The 15,105-nt window shown below is 68.1% G+C and carries 14 protein-coding genes; 8 read left to right on the forward strand and 6 right to left on the reverse strand.

Translation table 11 applies throughout. The features are described from left to right. Positions 1–14: 14 nt before the first annotated feature. Genes FB560_RS07565 through tkt form a run of 3 tightly spaced genes read right to left on the reverse strand, consistent with a single transcriptional unit; the run spans position 15 to position 4,845 of the window. Positions 15–1,622: a glucose-6-phosphate isomerase gene (locus FB560_RS07565; RefSeq protein ID WP_141871798.1), complete on the reverse strand. Its 1,608-nt coding sequence runs from the start codon at positions 1,620–1,622 to the stop codon at positions 15–17. After that, positions 1,619–2,731 (reverse strand): transaldolase, encoded by a 1,113-nt coding sequence (gene tal, locus FB560_RS07570; protein ID WP_141871799.1) that lies wholly within the window; start codon positions 2,729–2,731, stop codon positions 1,619–1,621. Before tal ends, FB560_RS07565 begins: the two co-directional genes overlap by 4 nt. Beyond that, on the reverse strand, positions 2,728–4,845 hold the full coding sequence (gene tkt, locus FB560_RS07575) for a transketolase (RefSeq protein ID WP_407662549.1): 2,118 nt from the start codon (positions 4,843–4,845) through the stop codon (positions 2,728–2,730). Before tkt ends, tal begins: the two co-directional genes overlap by 4 nt. A gap of 251 nt (positions 4,846–5,096) precedes the next feature. Between tkt and FB560_RS07580 the strand changes: the two genes are divergently transcribed. After that, positions 5,097–6,002 carry a heme o synthase gene (locus FB560_RS07580; protein WP_141873164.1) on the forward strand — a complete coding sequence of 302 codons (906 nt, stop codon included), beginning with the start codon at positions 5,097–5,099 and terminating at the stop codon, positions 6,000–6,002. A 71-nt stretch (positions 6,003–6,073) separates the two neighbouring features. On the opposite strand, the gene FB560_RS07585 is transcribed toward FB560_RS07580, so the two are convergent. Then, entirely contained in the window at positions 6,074–6,487 is a 414-nt protein-coding gene (locus FB560_RS07585) for a hypothetical protein (protein WP_229673185.1), read from the reverse strand. Positions 6,488–6,570: 83 nt separating this feature from the next. Next, on the reverse strand, positions 6,571–7,683 hold the full coding sequence (locus FB560_RS07590) for a COX15/CtaA family protein (protein ID WP_141871801.1): 1,113 nt from the start codon (positions 7,681–7,683) through the stop codon (positions 6,571–6,573). A gap of 232 nt (positions 7,684–7,915) precedes the next feature. Here FB560_RS07590 and sufB point away from each other — a divergent pair, with 232 nt between their 5' ends. Genes sufB through FB560_RS07625 form a run of 7 tightly spaced genes read left to right on the forward strand, consistent with a single transcriptional unit; the run spans position 7,916 to position 14,532 of the window. Then, positions 7,916–9,334: a Fe-S cluster assembly protein SufB gene (gene sufB / locus FB560_RS07595; protein ID WP_141871802.1), complete on the forward strand. Its 1,419-nt coding sequence runs from the start codon at positions 7,916–7,918 to the stop codon at positions 9,332–9,334. 35 nt (positions 9,335–9,369) lie between these two features. Next, positions 9,370–10,575: a Fe-S cluster assembly protein SufD gene (gene sufD / locus FB560_RS07600; RefSeq protein WP_141871803.1), complete on the forward strand. Its 1,206-nt coding sequence runs from the start codon at positions 9,370–9,372 to the stop codon at positions 10,573–10,575. Further along, positions 10,572–10,898 carry a Rieske 2Fe-2S domain-containing protein gene (locus tag FB560_RS07605; protein WP_141871804.1) on the forward strand — a complete coding sequence of 109 codons (327 nt, stop codon included), beginning with the start codon at positions 10,572–10,574 and terminating at the stop codon, positions 10,896–10,898. The genes sufD and FB560_RS07605 overlap by 4 nt, the downstream gene beginning before the upstream one ends. Next, a complete protein-coding gene (gene sufC / locus FB560_RS07610; protein WP_141871805.1) occupies positions 10,899–11,669 on the forward strand; it encodes a Fe-S cluster assembly ATPase SufC in 771 nt (256 codons plus the stop codon). Between the two features lie 9 nt (positions 11,670–11,678). Next, positions 11,679–12,008 (forward strand): metal-sulfur cluster assembly factor, encoded by a 330-nt coding sequence (locus tag FB560_RS07615; RefSeq protein WP_141871806.1) that lies wholly within the window; start codon positions 11,679–11,681, stop codon positions 12,006–12,008. 2 nt (positions 12,009–12,010) lie between these two features. Continuing rightward, positions 12,011–13,165 carry a MalY/PatB family protein gene (locus FB560_RS07620; RefSeq protein ID WP_188895190.1) on the forward strand — a complete coding sequence of 385 codons (1,155 nt, stop codon included), beginning with the start codon at positions 12,011–12,013 and terminating at the stop codon, positions 13,163–13,165. Further along, entirely contained in the window at positions 13,162–14,532 is a 1,371-nt protein-coding gene (locus tag FB560_RS07625) for an MFS transporter (protein ID WP_141871808.1), read from the forward strand. The genes FB560_RS07620 and FB560_RS07625 overlap by 4 nt, the downstream gene beginning before the upstream one ends. Here FB560_RS07625 and FB560_RS07630 read toward each other — a convergent pair. After that, complete coding sequence (locus FB560_RS07630; protein ID WP_141871809.1) at positions 14,495–15,091, reverse strand: TetR/AcrR family transcriptional regulator; 597 nt, start codon at positions 15,089–15,091, stop codon at positions 14,495–14,497. The genes FB560_RS07625 and FB560_RS07630 overlap by 38 nt on opposite strands. Between the last annotated feature and the right edge of the window lie 14 nt (positions 15,092–15,105).

Below are 15,105 nucleotides of genomic sequence, written 5' to 3' on the forward strand. Positions count from 1 at the left end.
GATTCTCCTGCTGTCTACTTCTGAGCGGCTTCGAAGAGGGTGAGCACGTCGGCGGACGAATCGGTGATCGTCAGCGACACGACCGGACGGCCATGCTCGGCCAGAACCGCGGCGTCGCCGGCGGCCTGTGCCTCGATGAGCTGCCCGAAGGTGAACGGGCGCTCGGGGATTTCGAGATCGACGTCGGTGCGTTCCAGGATCTGAAGGAACACGCCCTGGGCCGGTCCGCCCTTGTGGTACTGACCCGTCGAGTGCAGGAACCGCGGTCCCCACCCGAACGTGGTCGGTCGTCCGGAGTCGGCCGCGACGAGCTCGCGGAGACCCTGGAGCTGGGGCACGTCGATCCGGTTCACGTACGCCTGGATGGAGACGTACCCGTCGGCAGCGAGCTGAGCCCACAGCGCGTCCAGCACGCTTTCGACGGTGCCGGAGACGGCCAGTGCCGCGTCTGAGACACGGACCTCGACGCCGTCCTGCGTGAACGCCGGTGCCGTCGGCTCTGGACGTGCATCCAGCAGACCGCGTGCGGCGATCTTCGCCGACTCGACGTCGGGCTGGTCGAAGGGGTTGATGCCCAGCAGGTGCCCGGCGATCGCGGTGGCGTACTCCCACACGACGAGCTGTGCGCCGAGCGTGCCGCTGACGAGGATCTCGCCTTCGTGGCGCTCGCGCAGGTGGAACTCGTTCGCGTCGTCGACCAGGCGCACGATCTGCAGGTCCGCAGGATGCGTGTCCAGCTCCGGAGAGACGGGGAGCAGCACGACGGGCAGGATGCCGGTGCCGTCCTTGCCCGTGGACTCGGCGATCAGCTGCTCGATCCAGTCGGGCAGTCCCTTGATGTGGGTGCCGTCCGTGATCAGGCCGAGCTTGTCGCGGCGCGGCGTGGTCGCGGCGATCGCGGCGGCCAGACGCAGAGCGGGGTTCTCGGCGGAGTCCACCGCGACCTCGAGCAGCGACGCCTCGGCCTCGTTGAGCAGTTCGTCGATGTCGACGCCGGCGAGGCCGGACGGGACCAGGCCGAACGCGGTGAGCGCCGAGTAGCGTCCGCCCACGTTCGGGTCCGCGTTGAAGACGCGGTAGCCGGCCTCGCGGGCCGAGGAGTCGAGTGGGGAGCCGGGGTCGGTGACGACCACGATGCGCTCCACCGGGTCGATGCCGAGGTCACGGAACGCGGCCTCGAACGTGCGACGCTGCGAGTCGGTCTCGACCGTGGAGCCGGACTTCGACGAGACGACGAGCACGGTGTCCGCGAGCCCCTCGTCGAGTGCGGCGAGCACCTGACCGGGAGCGGTCGAGTCCAGGATCGTGAGCGGCACGCCCGCGGTCTGCGCGATGACCTCGGGCGCGAGCGACGAGCCGCCCATGCCCGCCAGCACGACGCGAGTGACGCCCTTGGCGTTCAGCCCGTCGCGAAGAGCGGTGATCTCCGCCACCAGCGGACGGGAGACCGACACGGCCTCGACCCAGCCCAGGCGGACCGCTGCCTCGGCTTCGGCGTCCGCACCCCAGAGGGTGTTGTCGCCGCCCGTGATCCGCGACGCCACGAGGTCGCGCACGAGTCCGGGGACCGTCTCGTCGATCGCGACGCGGGGTGCGCCGGACGCGTGGATCGAGAACGTCATCGCTGGGCCTCCAGGCCCTCGGAGACCTGCGCGAGCAGATCGTGCCAGGAGTCGATGAACTTCGCGACGCCCTCGTCCTCGAGCACCTGGGTGACATCGGCGAAGTCGACGCCGACGGCAGCGAGATCGGCGAAGACCTGGTGCGCCTCTGCATAGCCGCCGGTGATCGTGTCACCGGTGACGACACCGTGGTCGAACGTGGCCTCGAGCGTCTTCTCGGGCATCGTGTTGACGACGCCCTCGGCGACGAGCTCGGTGACGTAGAGCGTGTCGGGCAGGTTCGGGTCCTTGACACCGGTCGAGGCCCACAGCGGACGCTGCAGGTTCGCGCCCAGCTTGATGAGGTCCTGTGCCCGCTTCTCGGCGAACTTCTGCTCGAAGAGCTCGTAGGCGAGACGCGCGTTGGCGAGTCCGGCCTTGCTCTTGAGAGCGAGTGCTTCGTCGGTGCCGATCTCGCTGAGACGCTTGTCGGTCTCGGTGTCGACGCGCGACACGAAGAACGAGGCGACCGAGTGGATGCTCGACAGGTCGAAGTCGGCGCTGTGCGCGCGCTCGAGACCGGCGATGTACGCGTCGATGACCTCGGCGTAGCGCTCCAGGCTGAAGATCAGGGTGACGTTGACGCTGATCCCGGTGGCGATGGCCTCGGTGATCGCCGGAAGGCCCGCCTTGGTGGCGGGGATCTTCACGAGCAGGTTGGGGCGATCGACCTTGGCCCAGAGCTGCTTGGCCTGGGCGACCGTGCCGTCGGTGTCGTGCGCGAGGTCGGGGGAGACCTCGATCGAGACGCGGCCGTCCACGTGGTTCGATGCCTCCCACACAGGGCGGAACACGTCGAGTGCGGCGGCGACATCCTGCGTGGTGGCGGCGAAGACCGCCTCCTCCGCGGTCGCGCCGGTCGCGGCGAGCTCAGTGACCTGGGCGTCGTACGACGTGTCGTTCTTGTCGGTGATCGCATTCGCGAAGATCGTCGGGTTCGTGGTGACGCCCACGACGTTGCGCGAGGCGATCAGGTCGGCGAGGTTGCCCGACGAGATGCGCGTGCGGGAGAGGTCGTCGAGCCAGATGCTGACGCCGGCGGCGGCGAGCTGTGCGGTGGGGGTGCTCATGCGTTCTCCTTGGTGCTGTTGGCTGCGATGGTCTCGCGAGCGGCCGCGATGACGGCCTCGGTGGTGATGCCGAACTTCTCGAACAGGGTCTTGTAGTCGGCGGAGGCGCCGAAGTGGTCGATGCCGACGGAACGTCCGCGGTCGCCGACGATGCCGCGCCACGAGAGCACGGAACCGGCCTCGACCGAGACGCGAGCGGTGACGGCGGCGGGAAGCACGCTCTCGCGGTACGCCTCGTCCTGCTCGTCGAACCATTCCAGCGAAGGAGCGGAGACGACGCGGACGCCGACGCCCTCTTCGCCCAGTGCGGCGCGGGCGGCCACGGCGAGCTGCACTTCGGAGCCGGTCGCGATGATGATCACGTCGGGCGTGCCGTTCGGAGCTTCGGCGAGCACGTACGCGCCCTTGGCGACGTTCGATGCGGCTGCGAAGGTCTCTCCCTCTGCTGCGCCGTCTCCGCGCTCGAACACCGGGATGTTCTGACGCGTCAAGGCGATACCGGCCGGGCCCTCCTGGCGGCGCAGGATCTCGAGCCATGCCTCCGAGGTCTCGTTCGCATCCGCGGGACGGACGACGGCGAGGTTCGGGATGGCGCGCAGCGTCGCGATCTGCTCGATCGGCTGGTGCGTGGGGCCGTCCTCGCCGAGGGCGACGGAGTCGTGGGTCCAGACGAAGACGCTGGGCACGTTCATGAGGGCGGCGAGACGGACGGCCGGACGCATGTAGTCGCTGAAGATGAGGAAGGTGCCGCCGAAGGCGCGGGTCTTGCCGTGCAGCACGATGCCGTTGACGATGGCGCCCATGGCGTGCTCGCGGATGCCGAAGTGCAGCACGCGGCCGTACGGCGTGCCCGACCACTCGTGCGTCGACCACTCCGACGGGATGAAGGACGGGGCGCCCTTGATCGTGGTGAGGTTCGACTCGGCGAGGTCGGCCGATCCGCCCCACAGCTCGGGGAGCTCGGCGGCGAGGGCGTTGATGGCCTGACCGGATGCGGCGCGGGTCGAGACGTCCTTGCCGGCTTCGAACACCGGCAGCGCGGAGGAGATGTCGCTGGGCAGCTCGCCGGACTCGAGGCGGTCGAGCAGCTGCTTGCGCTCGGGGTTCGCGGCAGCCCAGGCGTCGAACGACGTCTGCCACTCGGCGCGGGCCTCGGCGGCGCGAGCGGCGAGGCCGCGGGTGTGCGCGATCACGTCGTCGGCGACCGCGAAGTGCTGCTCGGGGTCGAAGCCGAGCACCTTCTTCGTCGCAGCGAGCTCATCGGCGCCGAGTGCGGATCCGTGGATCTTGCCGGAGTTCTGCTTGCCGGGCGAAGGCCAGCCGATGATGGTCTTGAGGATGATGAGCGACGGCTTCGAGGTCTCGCCCTTGGCAGCCTCGATCGCGGCGTAGAGCTCGGCGACGTCTTCGACGTACTCGCCGGTCTTCTTCCAGTCGACGGTCTGGACCTGCCAGCCGTACGCCTCGTAGCGCTTCGCCACGTCTTCGGTGAAGGCGACGTTCGTGTCGTCCTCGATCGAGATCTGGTTGGAGTCGTAGATCGCGATCAGGTTGCCGAGCTGCTGGTGACCCGCCAGCGAGGATGCCTCGCTGGTGACGCCCTCCTGCAGGTCGCCGTCGCCGGCGATCGTGTAGATGAAGTGGTCGAACGGGCTGGTGCCCGCGGCGGCCTCGGGGTCGAAGAGGCCGCGCTCGTAGCGGGCGGCGTACGCGAAGCCCACGGCGGAGGCGAGCCCCTGGCCGAGCGGGCCGGTCGTGATCTCCACGCCCTTGGTGTGGCCGTACTCCGGGTGTCCAGGGGTGAGCGAGCCCCAGGTACGCAGCGCCTTCAGGTCGTCGAGCTCGAGACCGAAACCGCCGAGGTAGAGCTCGACGTACTGCGTGAGGGACGAGTGTCCGACCGAGAGGATGAAGCGGTCACGGCCGAGCCAGTCGGTGTCGGTGGGGTCGTGACGGAGCACCCGCTGGTACAGCAGGTATGCCGCCGGCGCGAGGCTCATGGCGGTGCCGGGGTGGCCGTTCCCGACCTTCTCGACGGCGTCCGCCGCCAGGATTCGTGCGGTGTCCACCGCACGCCGATCGATTTCTTCCCACTGCAATTCCGACACGTCCATGCCCTTTCCGACAGTTTCAAGGGCGCCGTTATTCCCTGGCGCATCCGCGTCTGCCCAGGCGCGACCGCCTCGAGGAAAAAGGGGATCACAGCGCCAGGCGCGAGTGTTTTCAGCATAGCGGTGTGCCCATTCCGTCTGACGCTGTCTTACGTCGAGCGCCGCGCCCGCGCGGAGTTCGAGCGGCGAGCTCGGTGCCCTAGACTGGAAGGGCTGTCATGACGCGTGTGGAGGAGGCGATCGAGATCTCGACGATGTCTGATCAGACCGTGGGGACGCAGTCCTTCGGTCGTACGGTGAAGGCCTACGTCGCCCTCACGAAGCCGCGCGTCCTGGAACTCCTGCTGGTTTCGACCGTGCCGGTGATGTTCCTGGCCCAGGGCGGACTGCCCGACATGTGGTTGGTGCTCGCGACCGTCATCGGCGGCTCGCTGAGCGCCGGTTCTGCCGCAGCATTCAACATGTACCTCGATCGCGACATCGATGCGCACATGCACCGCACCGAGAACCGTCCGCTCGTCACGGGTGAGATCACTCCCCGCGGCGCGCTGATCTTCTCGTGGACTCTCGCCATCCTCTCGACGGTGTGGCTGCTGGCCACGACCAACTGGTTGACCGCGGCGCTCTCCGCGGGTGCGATCTTCTTCTACGTGGTCATCTACACGATGATCCTCAAGCGTCGTACCGAGCAGAACATCGTCTGGGGCGGGATCGCCGGGTGCTTCCCCGTCCTCATCGGATGGTCCGCGGTCACGGGATCCCTCGACTGGCCGGCGTTCATCCTCTTCCTGCTGATCTTCCTCTGGACGCCGCCGCACTACTGGCCGCTGTCGATGAAGTACCGCGACGACTACGAGGACGTCGACGTCCCGATGCTGGGTGTCACCCGCAACGCCTCGCAGGTCGGTCTGCAGGTCATCCTCTACGCGTGGGCCACGGTGGCCTGCTCCCTGCTGCTGGTGCCGATCGCGAACATGGGACTGGTGTACACGGTCTCGGCGCTGGTCTTCGGCGGCTGGTTCATCTACGAATCCCACCGGCTCTACAACCAGGCGGTCCGCGGCACCGAGCCGCGTCCGATGCGCGTCTTCCACGCGTCGATCACCTACCTCACGCTGATCTTCGTGGCTGTCGCGGTCGACCCGCTGCTGCCGTTCTGACCTGATCGGACAACACAGAAGGAGGGGCGCCGTCACACGGCGCCCCTCCTTCTGCGTTACAGCCTGTGCGCTCAGCGCGTGGGTGCCGTCTCCGGCTCCACGACGACGGCTTCCGGCTCGGAGTCCGCGTCGATGACCGGTGCGTCCGTCGTCACGGCGGGGGTCTCGTCGATCGTGCTGTCGGCCTCCGCGGTCCAGTCGATCGGCTCGACGACGACCGGCGCAGCGGTCGGGATGAGAGCTCGCACGGCGGTGAGAGCCACGGCGAGCAGGATGCCCAGCACGCCGGCGCCGAGCAGCGCGGCGCCCACGACGACCAGCGACTGGCCGACATAGACCTCGACACCGGTCGCGGTGCCGTCGGCCAGCGTGGTCGTCATCGTGCCGATCTGGCCGGAGATGATCCACCCGCCCACGGCGGCAGATGCCGCGGACAGGACGAGGAGGAGCCAGAAGCCGATGCTGCGTGTCAGTGACTTGTTCATGTCGACCACCATCGCCGATGCGCTGATGAGTCCGCGATGCGCCGCCTATGGATCGACTGTGCGCGGGCCGGGCCGGCGGCCGGTCAGTCCTTCGCGACGACGCGGCGCTTCAGATGCAGCACCACCACGGTGTAGGTCGCTGCCGACAGTGAGGCGAGCACCATGTGGATGCCGACCAGGAGCGGCGGCAGCCCTTCCCTGGCCTGCCAGATGCCGACACCGACCTGCACCAGGATCGCGAGCACCAGGACGAGGAGCCAGCGGCGCGGAGGAAGGCGCAGAGCCCAGGCCGAAACGGTGAGGGTGAGCACGAGCGCGGCCAGGATGTATCCGGGCCAGGAGTGCACGTGCGCGAGGATCGTCGCATCGAAGCCGTGGCGCAGCACATCCGCATCGCCCGAGTGCGGGCCAGAGCCCGTGGTGAGGACGCCGAAGATGATGGTCACGGCGAGAGCGAGGCCGGTGACGTGCGTGAGGATCGCGAACCACTTCGGTACCGCGCGCTCACGCGGACCCGGCGCCTCGTACAGCCGCACCAGGAAGGCGGCGGTGACGCACACCAGCAGCAACGACGAGGTGTAGTGGAAGCCGACGATGAACGGATTCAGGCCGGTCAGCACGGTGATGCCGCCGACGAGGGCCTGCGCCACCACGCCGATCAGCGTGATCCAGGCGAGCAGGACCAGGTCGCGACGCGCGGGGGTCGTGCGCACCGAGTGCACGGCCGCAGCGATGACCGCGAGCAGCAGCACGCCCAGGGCGATCGGGGAGGCCGGGATGTGCAGCGGCGCGGCGATCGCGAAGGCGACGGCGGCGGCGACGATCCCGCCGAGCGCGAACCAGAGCGCGCGGATGAGCGAGCGCCGACCACTGATGGTGTGCAGTACCAGCAGCACGACGGCGAGGGCGATGATGCCGACGACACCCGTCATGAGGCGGTTTCCGAACTCGATGAGTCCGTGGATGCCCTGGACCTCGAGGATCGGGACGAGCGATTCCGGCGTGCAGAGCGGCCAGTCCGAGCATCCGAGACCGGACCCGGTGAGGCGCACGGCGCCGCCGGTTCCGATGATGATCGTCTCGCTGAGGAACGACAGCCACGCGAGAATGCGGAGCGCACGCCCCCACAGTGCGGGGCGAGGGGCCTCGATGGCTCGCCCCTCGGTGCTCGTGGCAGGGATCGTCGTCTCGGGCATTAGTCCTCCGGACCGCGGGTGGCATCGCGAGCACGGCCCGGCCACCAGGCGGAACCTGTAGAATCGAATTGTTGTGATGAGCGCTTACCGCGCTGAAGCATCGTCAACAGTTTAGGCGCGATGGATGCGCTGGTGATGAGGGCCACCTACGGCACCCGCTCCCCGCCGATTCGGCGGGGGATCCGGTGTGTCGGGGCGGATGACACCGTTGAGGCCCGATAAGGAGAGTGTGATGTCGGATGTGCTGATCGACCGCCCAGAGCTGGAAAGCCTGGGGGTGTACGAATTCGGGTGGCACGACGCCGATGCTGCGGGCGCCATCGCGAAGCGAGGGATCTCCGAAGAGGTGGTCCGTGGCATCTCTGCACTCAAGAACGAACCCGAGTGGATGCTGAAGACGCGCCTGAAGGGCTATCAGCTCTTCGGCCGCAAACCCATGCCCACGTGGGGTGCCGATCTCAGCGAGATCGACTTCGACAACATCAAGTACTTCGTGCGCTCCACGGAGAAGCAGGCGCAGTCGTGGGAAGACCTTCCTGCGGAGATCCGTGAGACCTACGAGCGCCTCGGCATCCCCGAGGCCGAGCGTCAGCGCCTCGTGGCCGGCGTGGCTGCTCAGTACGAGTCCGAGGTCGTCTACCACCAGATCCGTGAGGACCTGGAGGAGCAGGGTGTCATCTTCATGGACACCGACACTGCTCTGCGCGAGCACCCTGAGATCTTCCAGGAGTACTTCGGCACCGTGATCCCGGCCGGCGACAACAAGTTCGCCGCGCTGAACACGGCCGTCTGGTCGGGCGGATCCTTCGTCTACGTCCCCAAGGGCGTGCACGTCGAGATCCCGCTGCAGGCGTACTTCCGTATCAACACCGAGAACATGGGTCAGTTCGAGCGGACCCTGATCATCGCCGACGAGGACAGCTACGTCCACTACATCGAGGGCTGCACGGCCCCGATCTACAAGTCGGACTCGCTGCACTCGGCCGTCGTAGAGATCATCGTGAAGAAGAACGCCCGCGTGCGCTACACGACGATCCAGAACTGGTCGAACAACGTCTACAACCTCGTCACCAAGCGTGCTGTCGCCCACGAGGGCGCCACGATGGAGTGGGTCGACGGCAACATCGGCTCCAAGGTGACCATGAAGTACCCGTCGATCTACCTGATGGGGGAGCACGCCAAGGGCGAGACCCTCTCGGTGGCCTTCGCCGGTCCTGGGCAGCACCAGGACGCCGGCGCGAAGATGATCCACATGGCGCCGTACACGCAGTCGTCGATCATCTCGAAGTCGATCGCCCGTGGCGGTGGACGCGCGGGTTACCGCGGCGAGGTGCGCGTCGACGCAGCGGCACACCACTCGGCGAACACCGTGCGTTGCGATGCGCTGCTGGTGGACACCAAGTCCCGCTCCGACACGTATCCGGCGATCGACATCCGTGTCGACGACGTGCAGCTCGGCCACGAGGCCACGGTCTCGAAGGTCAGCGAAGAGCAGCTGTTCTACCTGCAGTCCCGCGGCATGCCCGAGGACGAGGCGATGGCGATGATCGTGCGCGGCTTCATCGAGCCGATCGCGCGTGAGCTGCCGATGGAGTACGCGATGGAGCTCAACAAGCTCATCGAAATGGGCATGGAAGGCAGTGTGGGATGACCGTCCCTCTGACGATGAATGGAAGTGTCGGCTAGATGACGGCCCAGACGACGACGCCGACGGCGTCGCACCTTACGAGCGCCCACGTGGACCCGGCGGCCCAGGTGGCCAGCGCAGGCTTCGTGCCCGTGCAGACCCGCTCCGAGCGACCGCACTCCTTCGAGCCCTCCGAATTTGGCACGCCCACCGGGCGTGAGGTCAACTGGAAGCACACGCCGGTCGCGCAGCTCACCTCGCTGTTCGCGGTCGCCGAGCCCAACGACGGTGTGCGCTACGACATCCAGTCGGGGGAGCAGTACTTCGCCGCGCCTCTCGCCGCCGGCACCGCCCCTCGTGGCGAGGTCTTCCTCGCCGAGGACATCACGGCCGCCGTGGCGTGGCAGGGTGCGACGGACGCGCTGCACATCCGCATCCCTCGCGAAGAAGAGGTCGCGGAGCCCGTCTTCCTCACGATCGAGGGACTCGGCGCCGACCGTCGCGCCGACGCCCACATCGTGATCGAGGCGCTCGAGCACAGCGTCGCCACGGTGGTGCTGCAGCACACCGGCAGCGTCCAGTACACGCAGAACCTCGAGATCATCGCGCGACCCGGCTCGAAGCTCACCGTGATCAGCCTCCAGCAGTGGCAGGATGACGCGGTCCACACGTCGGCCCACCAGGCCCGTGTCGACGCCGATGCGACTCTCAAGCACTTCGTGGTCAGCTTCGGCGGCGGTGTCGTGCGCGTGAACCCGAACGTCGAGCTCGCGGGTGCGGGTTCCGAGGGCTACCTCTACGGCCTCTCCTACGCGGATGCCGGTCAGCACCTCGAGAGCCAGGTCTACCTGCACCACAAGGGCCCGCGCACCAAGGGCGACGTGCTCTACAAGGGAGCGCTGCAGGGACAGGGCGCGCACAGCGTCTGGATCGGCGACGTCCTCATCGGGCAGAACGCCACCGGCACCGATTCCTACGAGGCCAACCGCAACCTCGTGCTCACCGAAGGTGCGCGCGCCGACTCGATCCCCAACCTGGAGATCGAGACGGGCGACATCCTCGGCGCCGGCCACGCGAGCGCGACCGGTCGTTTCGACGACGAGCAGCTGTTCTACCTGCAGGCCAGGGGCATCAGCGAAGAAGAGGCACGTCGCCTCGTCGTGCTCGGATTCCTCACCGACATCGTGCAGCGACTCGGCATCCCGGCTCTGGAGACGGAGCTGCTCGACGCGATCGAGACCGAACTCGCGGCGGTGGATGCATGACCGCCGAGCGCGTCTGCGGTCTCTCCGAACTCGAGCAGGACACGCCTCTGCGTGTCGACCCGGGCGGAGTGGCGATCACCGTCATCAAGGATGGCGATGGCGTCGTGCACGCCATCGGCGACACCTGCACGCATGGAGAGATCTCCCTCTCCGAGGGCTTCGTCGAAGGTGACACGGTCGAGTGCTGGGCCCACGGCTCCGCGTTCTCGCTGATCACCGGCGTGCCCCAGAACCTCCCCGCTTATGAGCCCGTCCCGGTCTACGTCGTCGTGATCGACGGCGACGACGTGCTCATCGACCCGACCGTGATTAAGGAAGTCTGAATGTCTGTTCTCGAGATCCGCGACCTGTACGTGACGGTCGAGACCGAGTCGGGGACCACCCCGATCCTCAACGGAATCACCCTCACCATGAACACGGGTGAGACGCACGCGATCATGGGCCCCAACGGCTCCGGCAAGTCGACGCTCGCGTACACGATCGCCGGCCACCCCAAGTACACCGTGACGAGCGGTTCGATCACCTTCGACGGCGCAGACGTGCTCGAGATGACGGTCGACGAGCGTGCGCGTGCGGGGCTGTTCCTGGCGATGCAGTACCCGGTCGAGATCCCCGGCGTCACCGTCACGAACTTCCTGCGTACCGCGAAGACGGCGCTCGACGGTGAGGCGCCGGCGATCCGCGGGTGGACCAAGGACGTCAAGGCGGCCATGGCGAACCTGCGCATGGACCCGAAGTTCGCGCAGCGCAACGTCAACGAGGGGTTCTCCGGCGGTGAGAAGAAGCGCCACGAGATCCTGCAGCTCGAGGTTCTGAAGCCGAAGTTCGCGATTCTCGATGAGACCGACTCCGGTCTCGACGTCGACGCGCTGAAGATCGTCTCCGAGGGTGTCAACCGCGCCAAGGAGTCCACGGGACTCGGCGTGCTGCTGATCACCCACTACACGCGCATCCTCCGCTACATCCGCCCCGACTTCGTGCACGTGGTCGTCGCAGGCAAGATCGTGGAAGAGGGCGGCCCGGAGCTCGCCGATCGGCTCGAGGACGAGGGATACGACCGTTTCCTCGACCCCGCAGCCCCTCTCGAGGCGTAGGCTGACCGCATGACCGCGACGCTCACGGACCAGAAGTATGACGAGGTCACCGAGGCCCTGAAAGACGTGATGGACCCCGAGCTGGGGATCAACGTCGTCGACCTCGGCCTCATCTACGACCTCGCCTGGGATGACGAGAACGATGCTCTCGTCATCCACATGACCCTCACCAGCGCGGGCTGCCCTCTGACGGATGTGCTCGAGGACCAGACCGCGCAGGCGCTGGACAGCGTCGTCGACCGGTTCCGGATCAACTGGGTCTGGATGCCGCCGTGGGGTCCTGAGCGCATCACCGATGACGGGCGCGACATGATGCGCGCGCTCGGCTTCGCGATCTGAGGATGCTGCGCGTCACGGCTCTGCCGCTCGACGAGCTGCGTGAACGAACCAGCGAGAAGTGGCGGGAGTACCCCGCCGACGTGCTTCCGCTGTTCGTGGCGGAGACCGACTTCCCGTTGGCTCCTGCGATCACCGAGGCGCTCCGGCGCGCGGTGGAGACAGGCGACACCGGATATGTGGCCTCGCGCACGCCCCTCGCCGATGCCTACGCCGCGTTCGCACAGCGTCGCCTCGGGTGGCAGGTGGATTCGGCGCGCACGCGCAGCACGGCCGACGTCAGCATGGGCATCGTCGAGATCCTGCGCCGCGTGACGCGGCCGGGGGAGCGCGTCGTGGTGACGCCGCCCGTGTACCCGCCGTTCTACGACCTGGTCGTGGAAGCGGGTGCGGAGGTCGAACGCGTCCCCCTTCTCGACACGGGAGCAGGCTGGGAGCTCGACCTGGATGGCATCCGCGCGGCGTTCGCAGACGGGGCGACCGCGATCCTGCTGTGCAACCCGCACAACCCGACCGGTACCGTTCACGACCGGTCGACTCTCGCGGCCCTCGCCGAGATCGCCGACGAGTTCGGCGCGAGCGTGGTCTCGGACGAGATCCACGCACCGCTGGCGCAGCCGGGAACCGGATTCACGCCGTTCCTGTCGGTGAACGACGCCGCGGAGCGCGTGGGTTACGCCGTGGTCAGCGCCAGCAAGGCGTTCAATCTCGCGGGGCTCAAGTGCGCCCTCATGGTGACGGCGCACGATGCGACCACCGCCGTGGTGCGTGGCCTTCCGATCGAAGTGGAATGGCGCACCGGACAGTTCGGGCTGCTGGCGGCCGTGGCCGCCTTCTCGGAGCAGAGCGATGCGTGGCTCGATGGCCTGCTGCACACGCTCGACGAGAACCGCGTGCTGCTGGAGCGCCTCCTGGCGCAGCACCTTCCGGGCGCGCGCTACCGGATTCCGGATGCGGGATATCTCGCGTGGATCGACCTGACAGATCTCGGCTGGGGCGACAACCCCGCCAAGCGCATCCTGCGTGAGGCGAAGGTCGCTCTGCACTACGGCCCCGCTTTCGGGGCCGAGGGCAGGGGGTACGTGCGCCTGAACTTCGGCACCAGCCCGGAGATCATCACCGAGGCCGTCGAACGCATCTCCGCTCTCGTGGCGCGATGACCGCGGGGCAGGCCGAAGCGTCGATCTGGGACCGCGAGCGCCGCTGGGTGACCCTCGGTGCGGTCGCCCTCATCTTCCTCGCCGCGATCGAGTCGCTGGCGGTCACGACGGTGATGCCGATCGTCAGCGAGGCGCTCGACGGGCAGTCGCTGTATGCCGTCGCCTTCGCCGGGACGCTGGCCACCAGCGTGATCGGGATGGTCGCCGCAGGAGCCTGGTCCGACGCGCGCGGGCCGCGCGGCGCGCTCTACGCCGCGGTCTCGCTGTTCCTGATCGGTCTCGTCCTCTCCGGCTTCGCGGTGACGATGCACCAGTTCCTCGCCGGACGCCTCGTGCAGGGGCTCGGCGCGGGAGGACAGACCGTCGCGCTGTACGTGGTCGTCGCGCGGCTGTATCCACCCCATCTGCACGGTCGGGTGTTCGCCGCGTTCGCCGCGGCGTGGGTGGTCCCGTCGATGATCGGGCCCTTCCTCGCCGGGGCCGTCGCCGAGTTCCTGGATTGGCGCTGGGCCTTCCTGGGGGTCGCGGTGCTCACTGCGGCGGCGTTCCTCACGATCGCCGCACGCCTGCGCGGAGTCGACCTCGGTCATGGCGTCCCGCAGGATCGGCGCGCCGTGGTGATGCGCCTGCTGCTGGCCGTCGTCGTTGCCGTGTTCGCGGTGCTCATCGGGTTCTCCGCCGACATGGTGCCGCCTGTGGGGTGGCCGGTCGCGATCGGTGCGGTCGTGGTGATCGGTGTCGCGTTGCTTCCGCTCGTCCCCAGGTCCACGCTGCGTGCGGGGCGCGGCCTTCCCAGTGTCGTGTTGATGCGCGGCCTCGTCGCAGGTGCCTTCTTCGCCGCCGAAGCCTATATCCCGTATCTGCTGATGAAGCGGTTCGACTTCACGGCGACCTGGGCCGGGATCGCGCTGATGCTCGCCGCTTTCGCGTGGGCGGGCGCCTCCGCGCTGCAGGGCCGCTACGGCGAACAGCTCGGCAACCGCCGCATCACGGTGATCAGTCTGAGCCTGCTGGTCGCGGCGATCGTCAGCGTGCTGCTCACGTCGCTGTGGGGGATCTCGCCCCTGCTCGTAATTCTCGGTTGGGCGCTCGGCGGCGGGGGCATGGGGTTGCTGTATCCGCGCCTGACCGTGCTGACCCTGGCGTACTCGGGCCCGGACGATCAGGGATTCAACTCCTCCGCGCTGTCGATCTCGGACGCCACAGGGTCCGCCGTCGCGATCGCGATCGCGGGTCTCGGCGTCGCCACTCTCGGCGGCGGCGTGGGAGCGTTCAGCGTGGTCTTCGCCTTCTGTGTCGTGCTGGTGTTCCTCGCTGCCGTTCCCGGACTCAGGCTCGGTCACGCAGCGGAACAGAAGAGCTCCTGACAGTTCCGGTGAGCGCGGTCACGCCGAGGTCGAAGACGCGGTCGAGGCCGGCGGTGACATCGTCTGCCGTGGGACTCTCGTCGCCGGGGAGCACGGCGCCGTAGCTGTCGGCGTGCATGCGCTGCTGCACGAGGGTCGCGTGGCCGAGGATGAAGTGCATGATCGCCGCGGCGCGCTGCTCCGGCGCGTCGGCGCCGTCTGCGACGAGGGCATCGTGCACCGCGTTCTGCGCTGACGAGGAGCCCAGGCGGAGCGCGTAGGTGCTCAGCACGAGCTCGGCACCGTCGCGGCACGCGAACAGGGCGTCGCGGATGCCGCGCGCAGTGACCAAGACGGAGGCGTCGCCGTGCGGGATGCCGGCCGTGATCCGATCGGCCAGTTCGGCCAGGAGTGCCTGTTTGCTCGCGAAGTGCCAGTAGAGCGCGCTCGGCTGCACATCGAGGCGTCCGGCGATCCGACGCATCGACAGATCGGCCAGTCCGACCTCGTCGAGCAGCGCCAGGGCGGCGCGGGCGACGGCGTCGCGGTCATGACGTGTCGAGTTGTGCGCGGGGCTCATGCTCTCACTATACT

Origin of the sequence: Microbacterium saperdae (assembly GCF_006716345.1) — a bacterium.
GTDB classification, from domain to species: Bacteria; Actinomycetota; Actinomycetes; order Actinomycetales; family Microbacteriaceae; genus Microbacterium; species Microbacterium saperdae.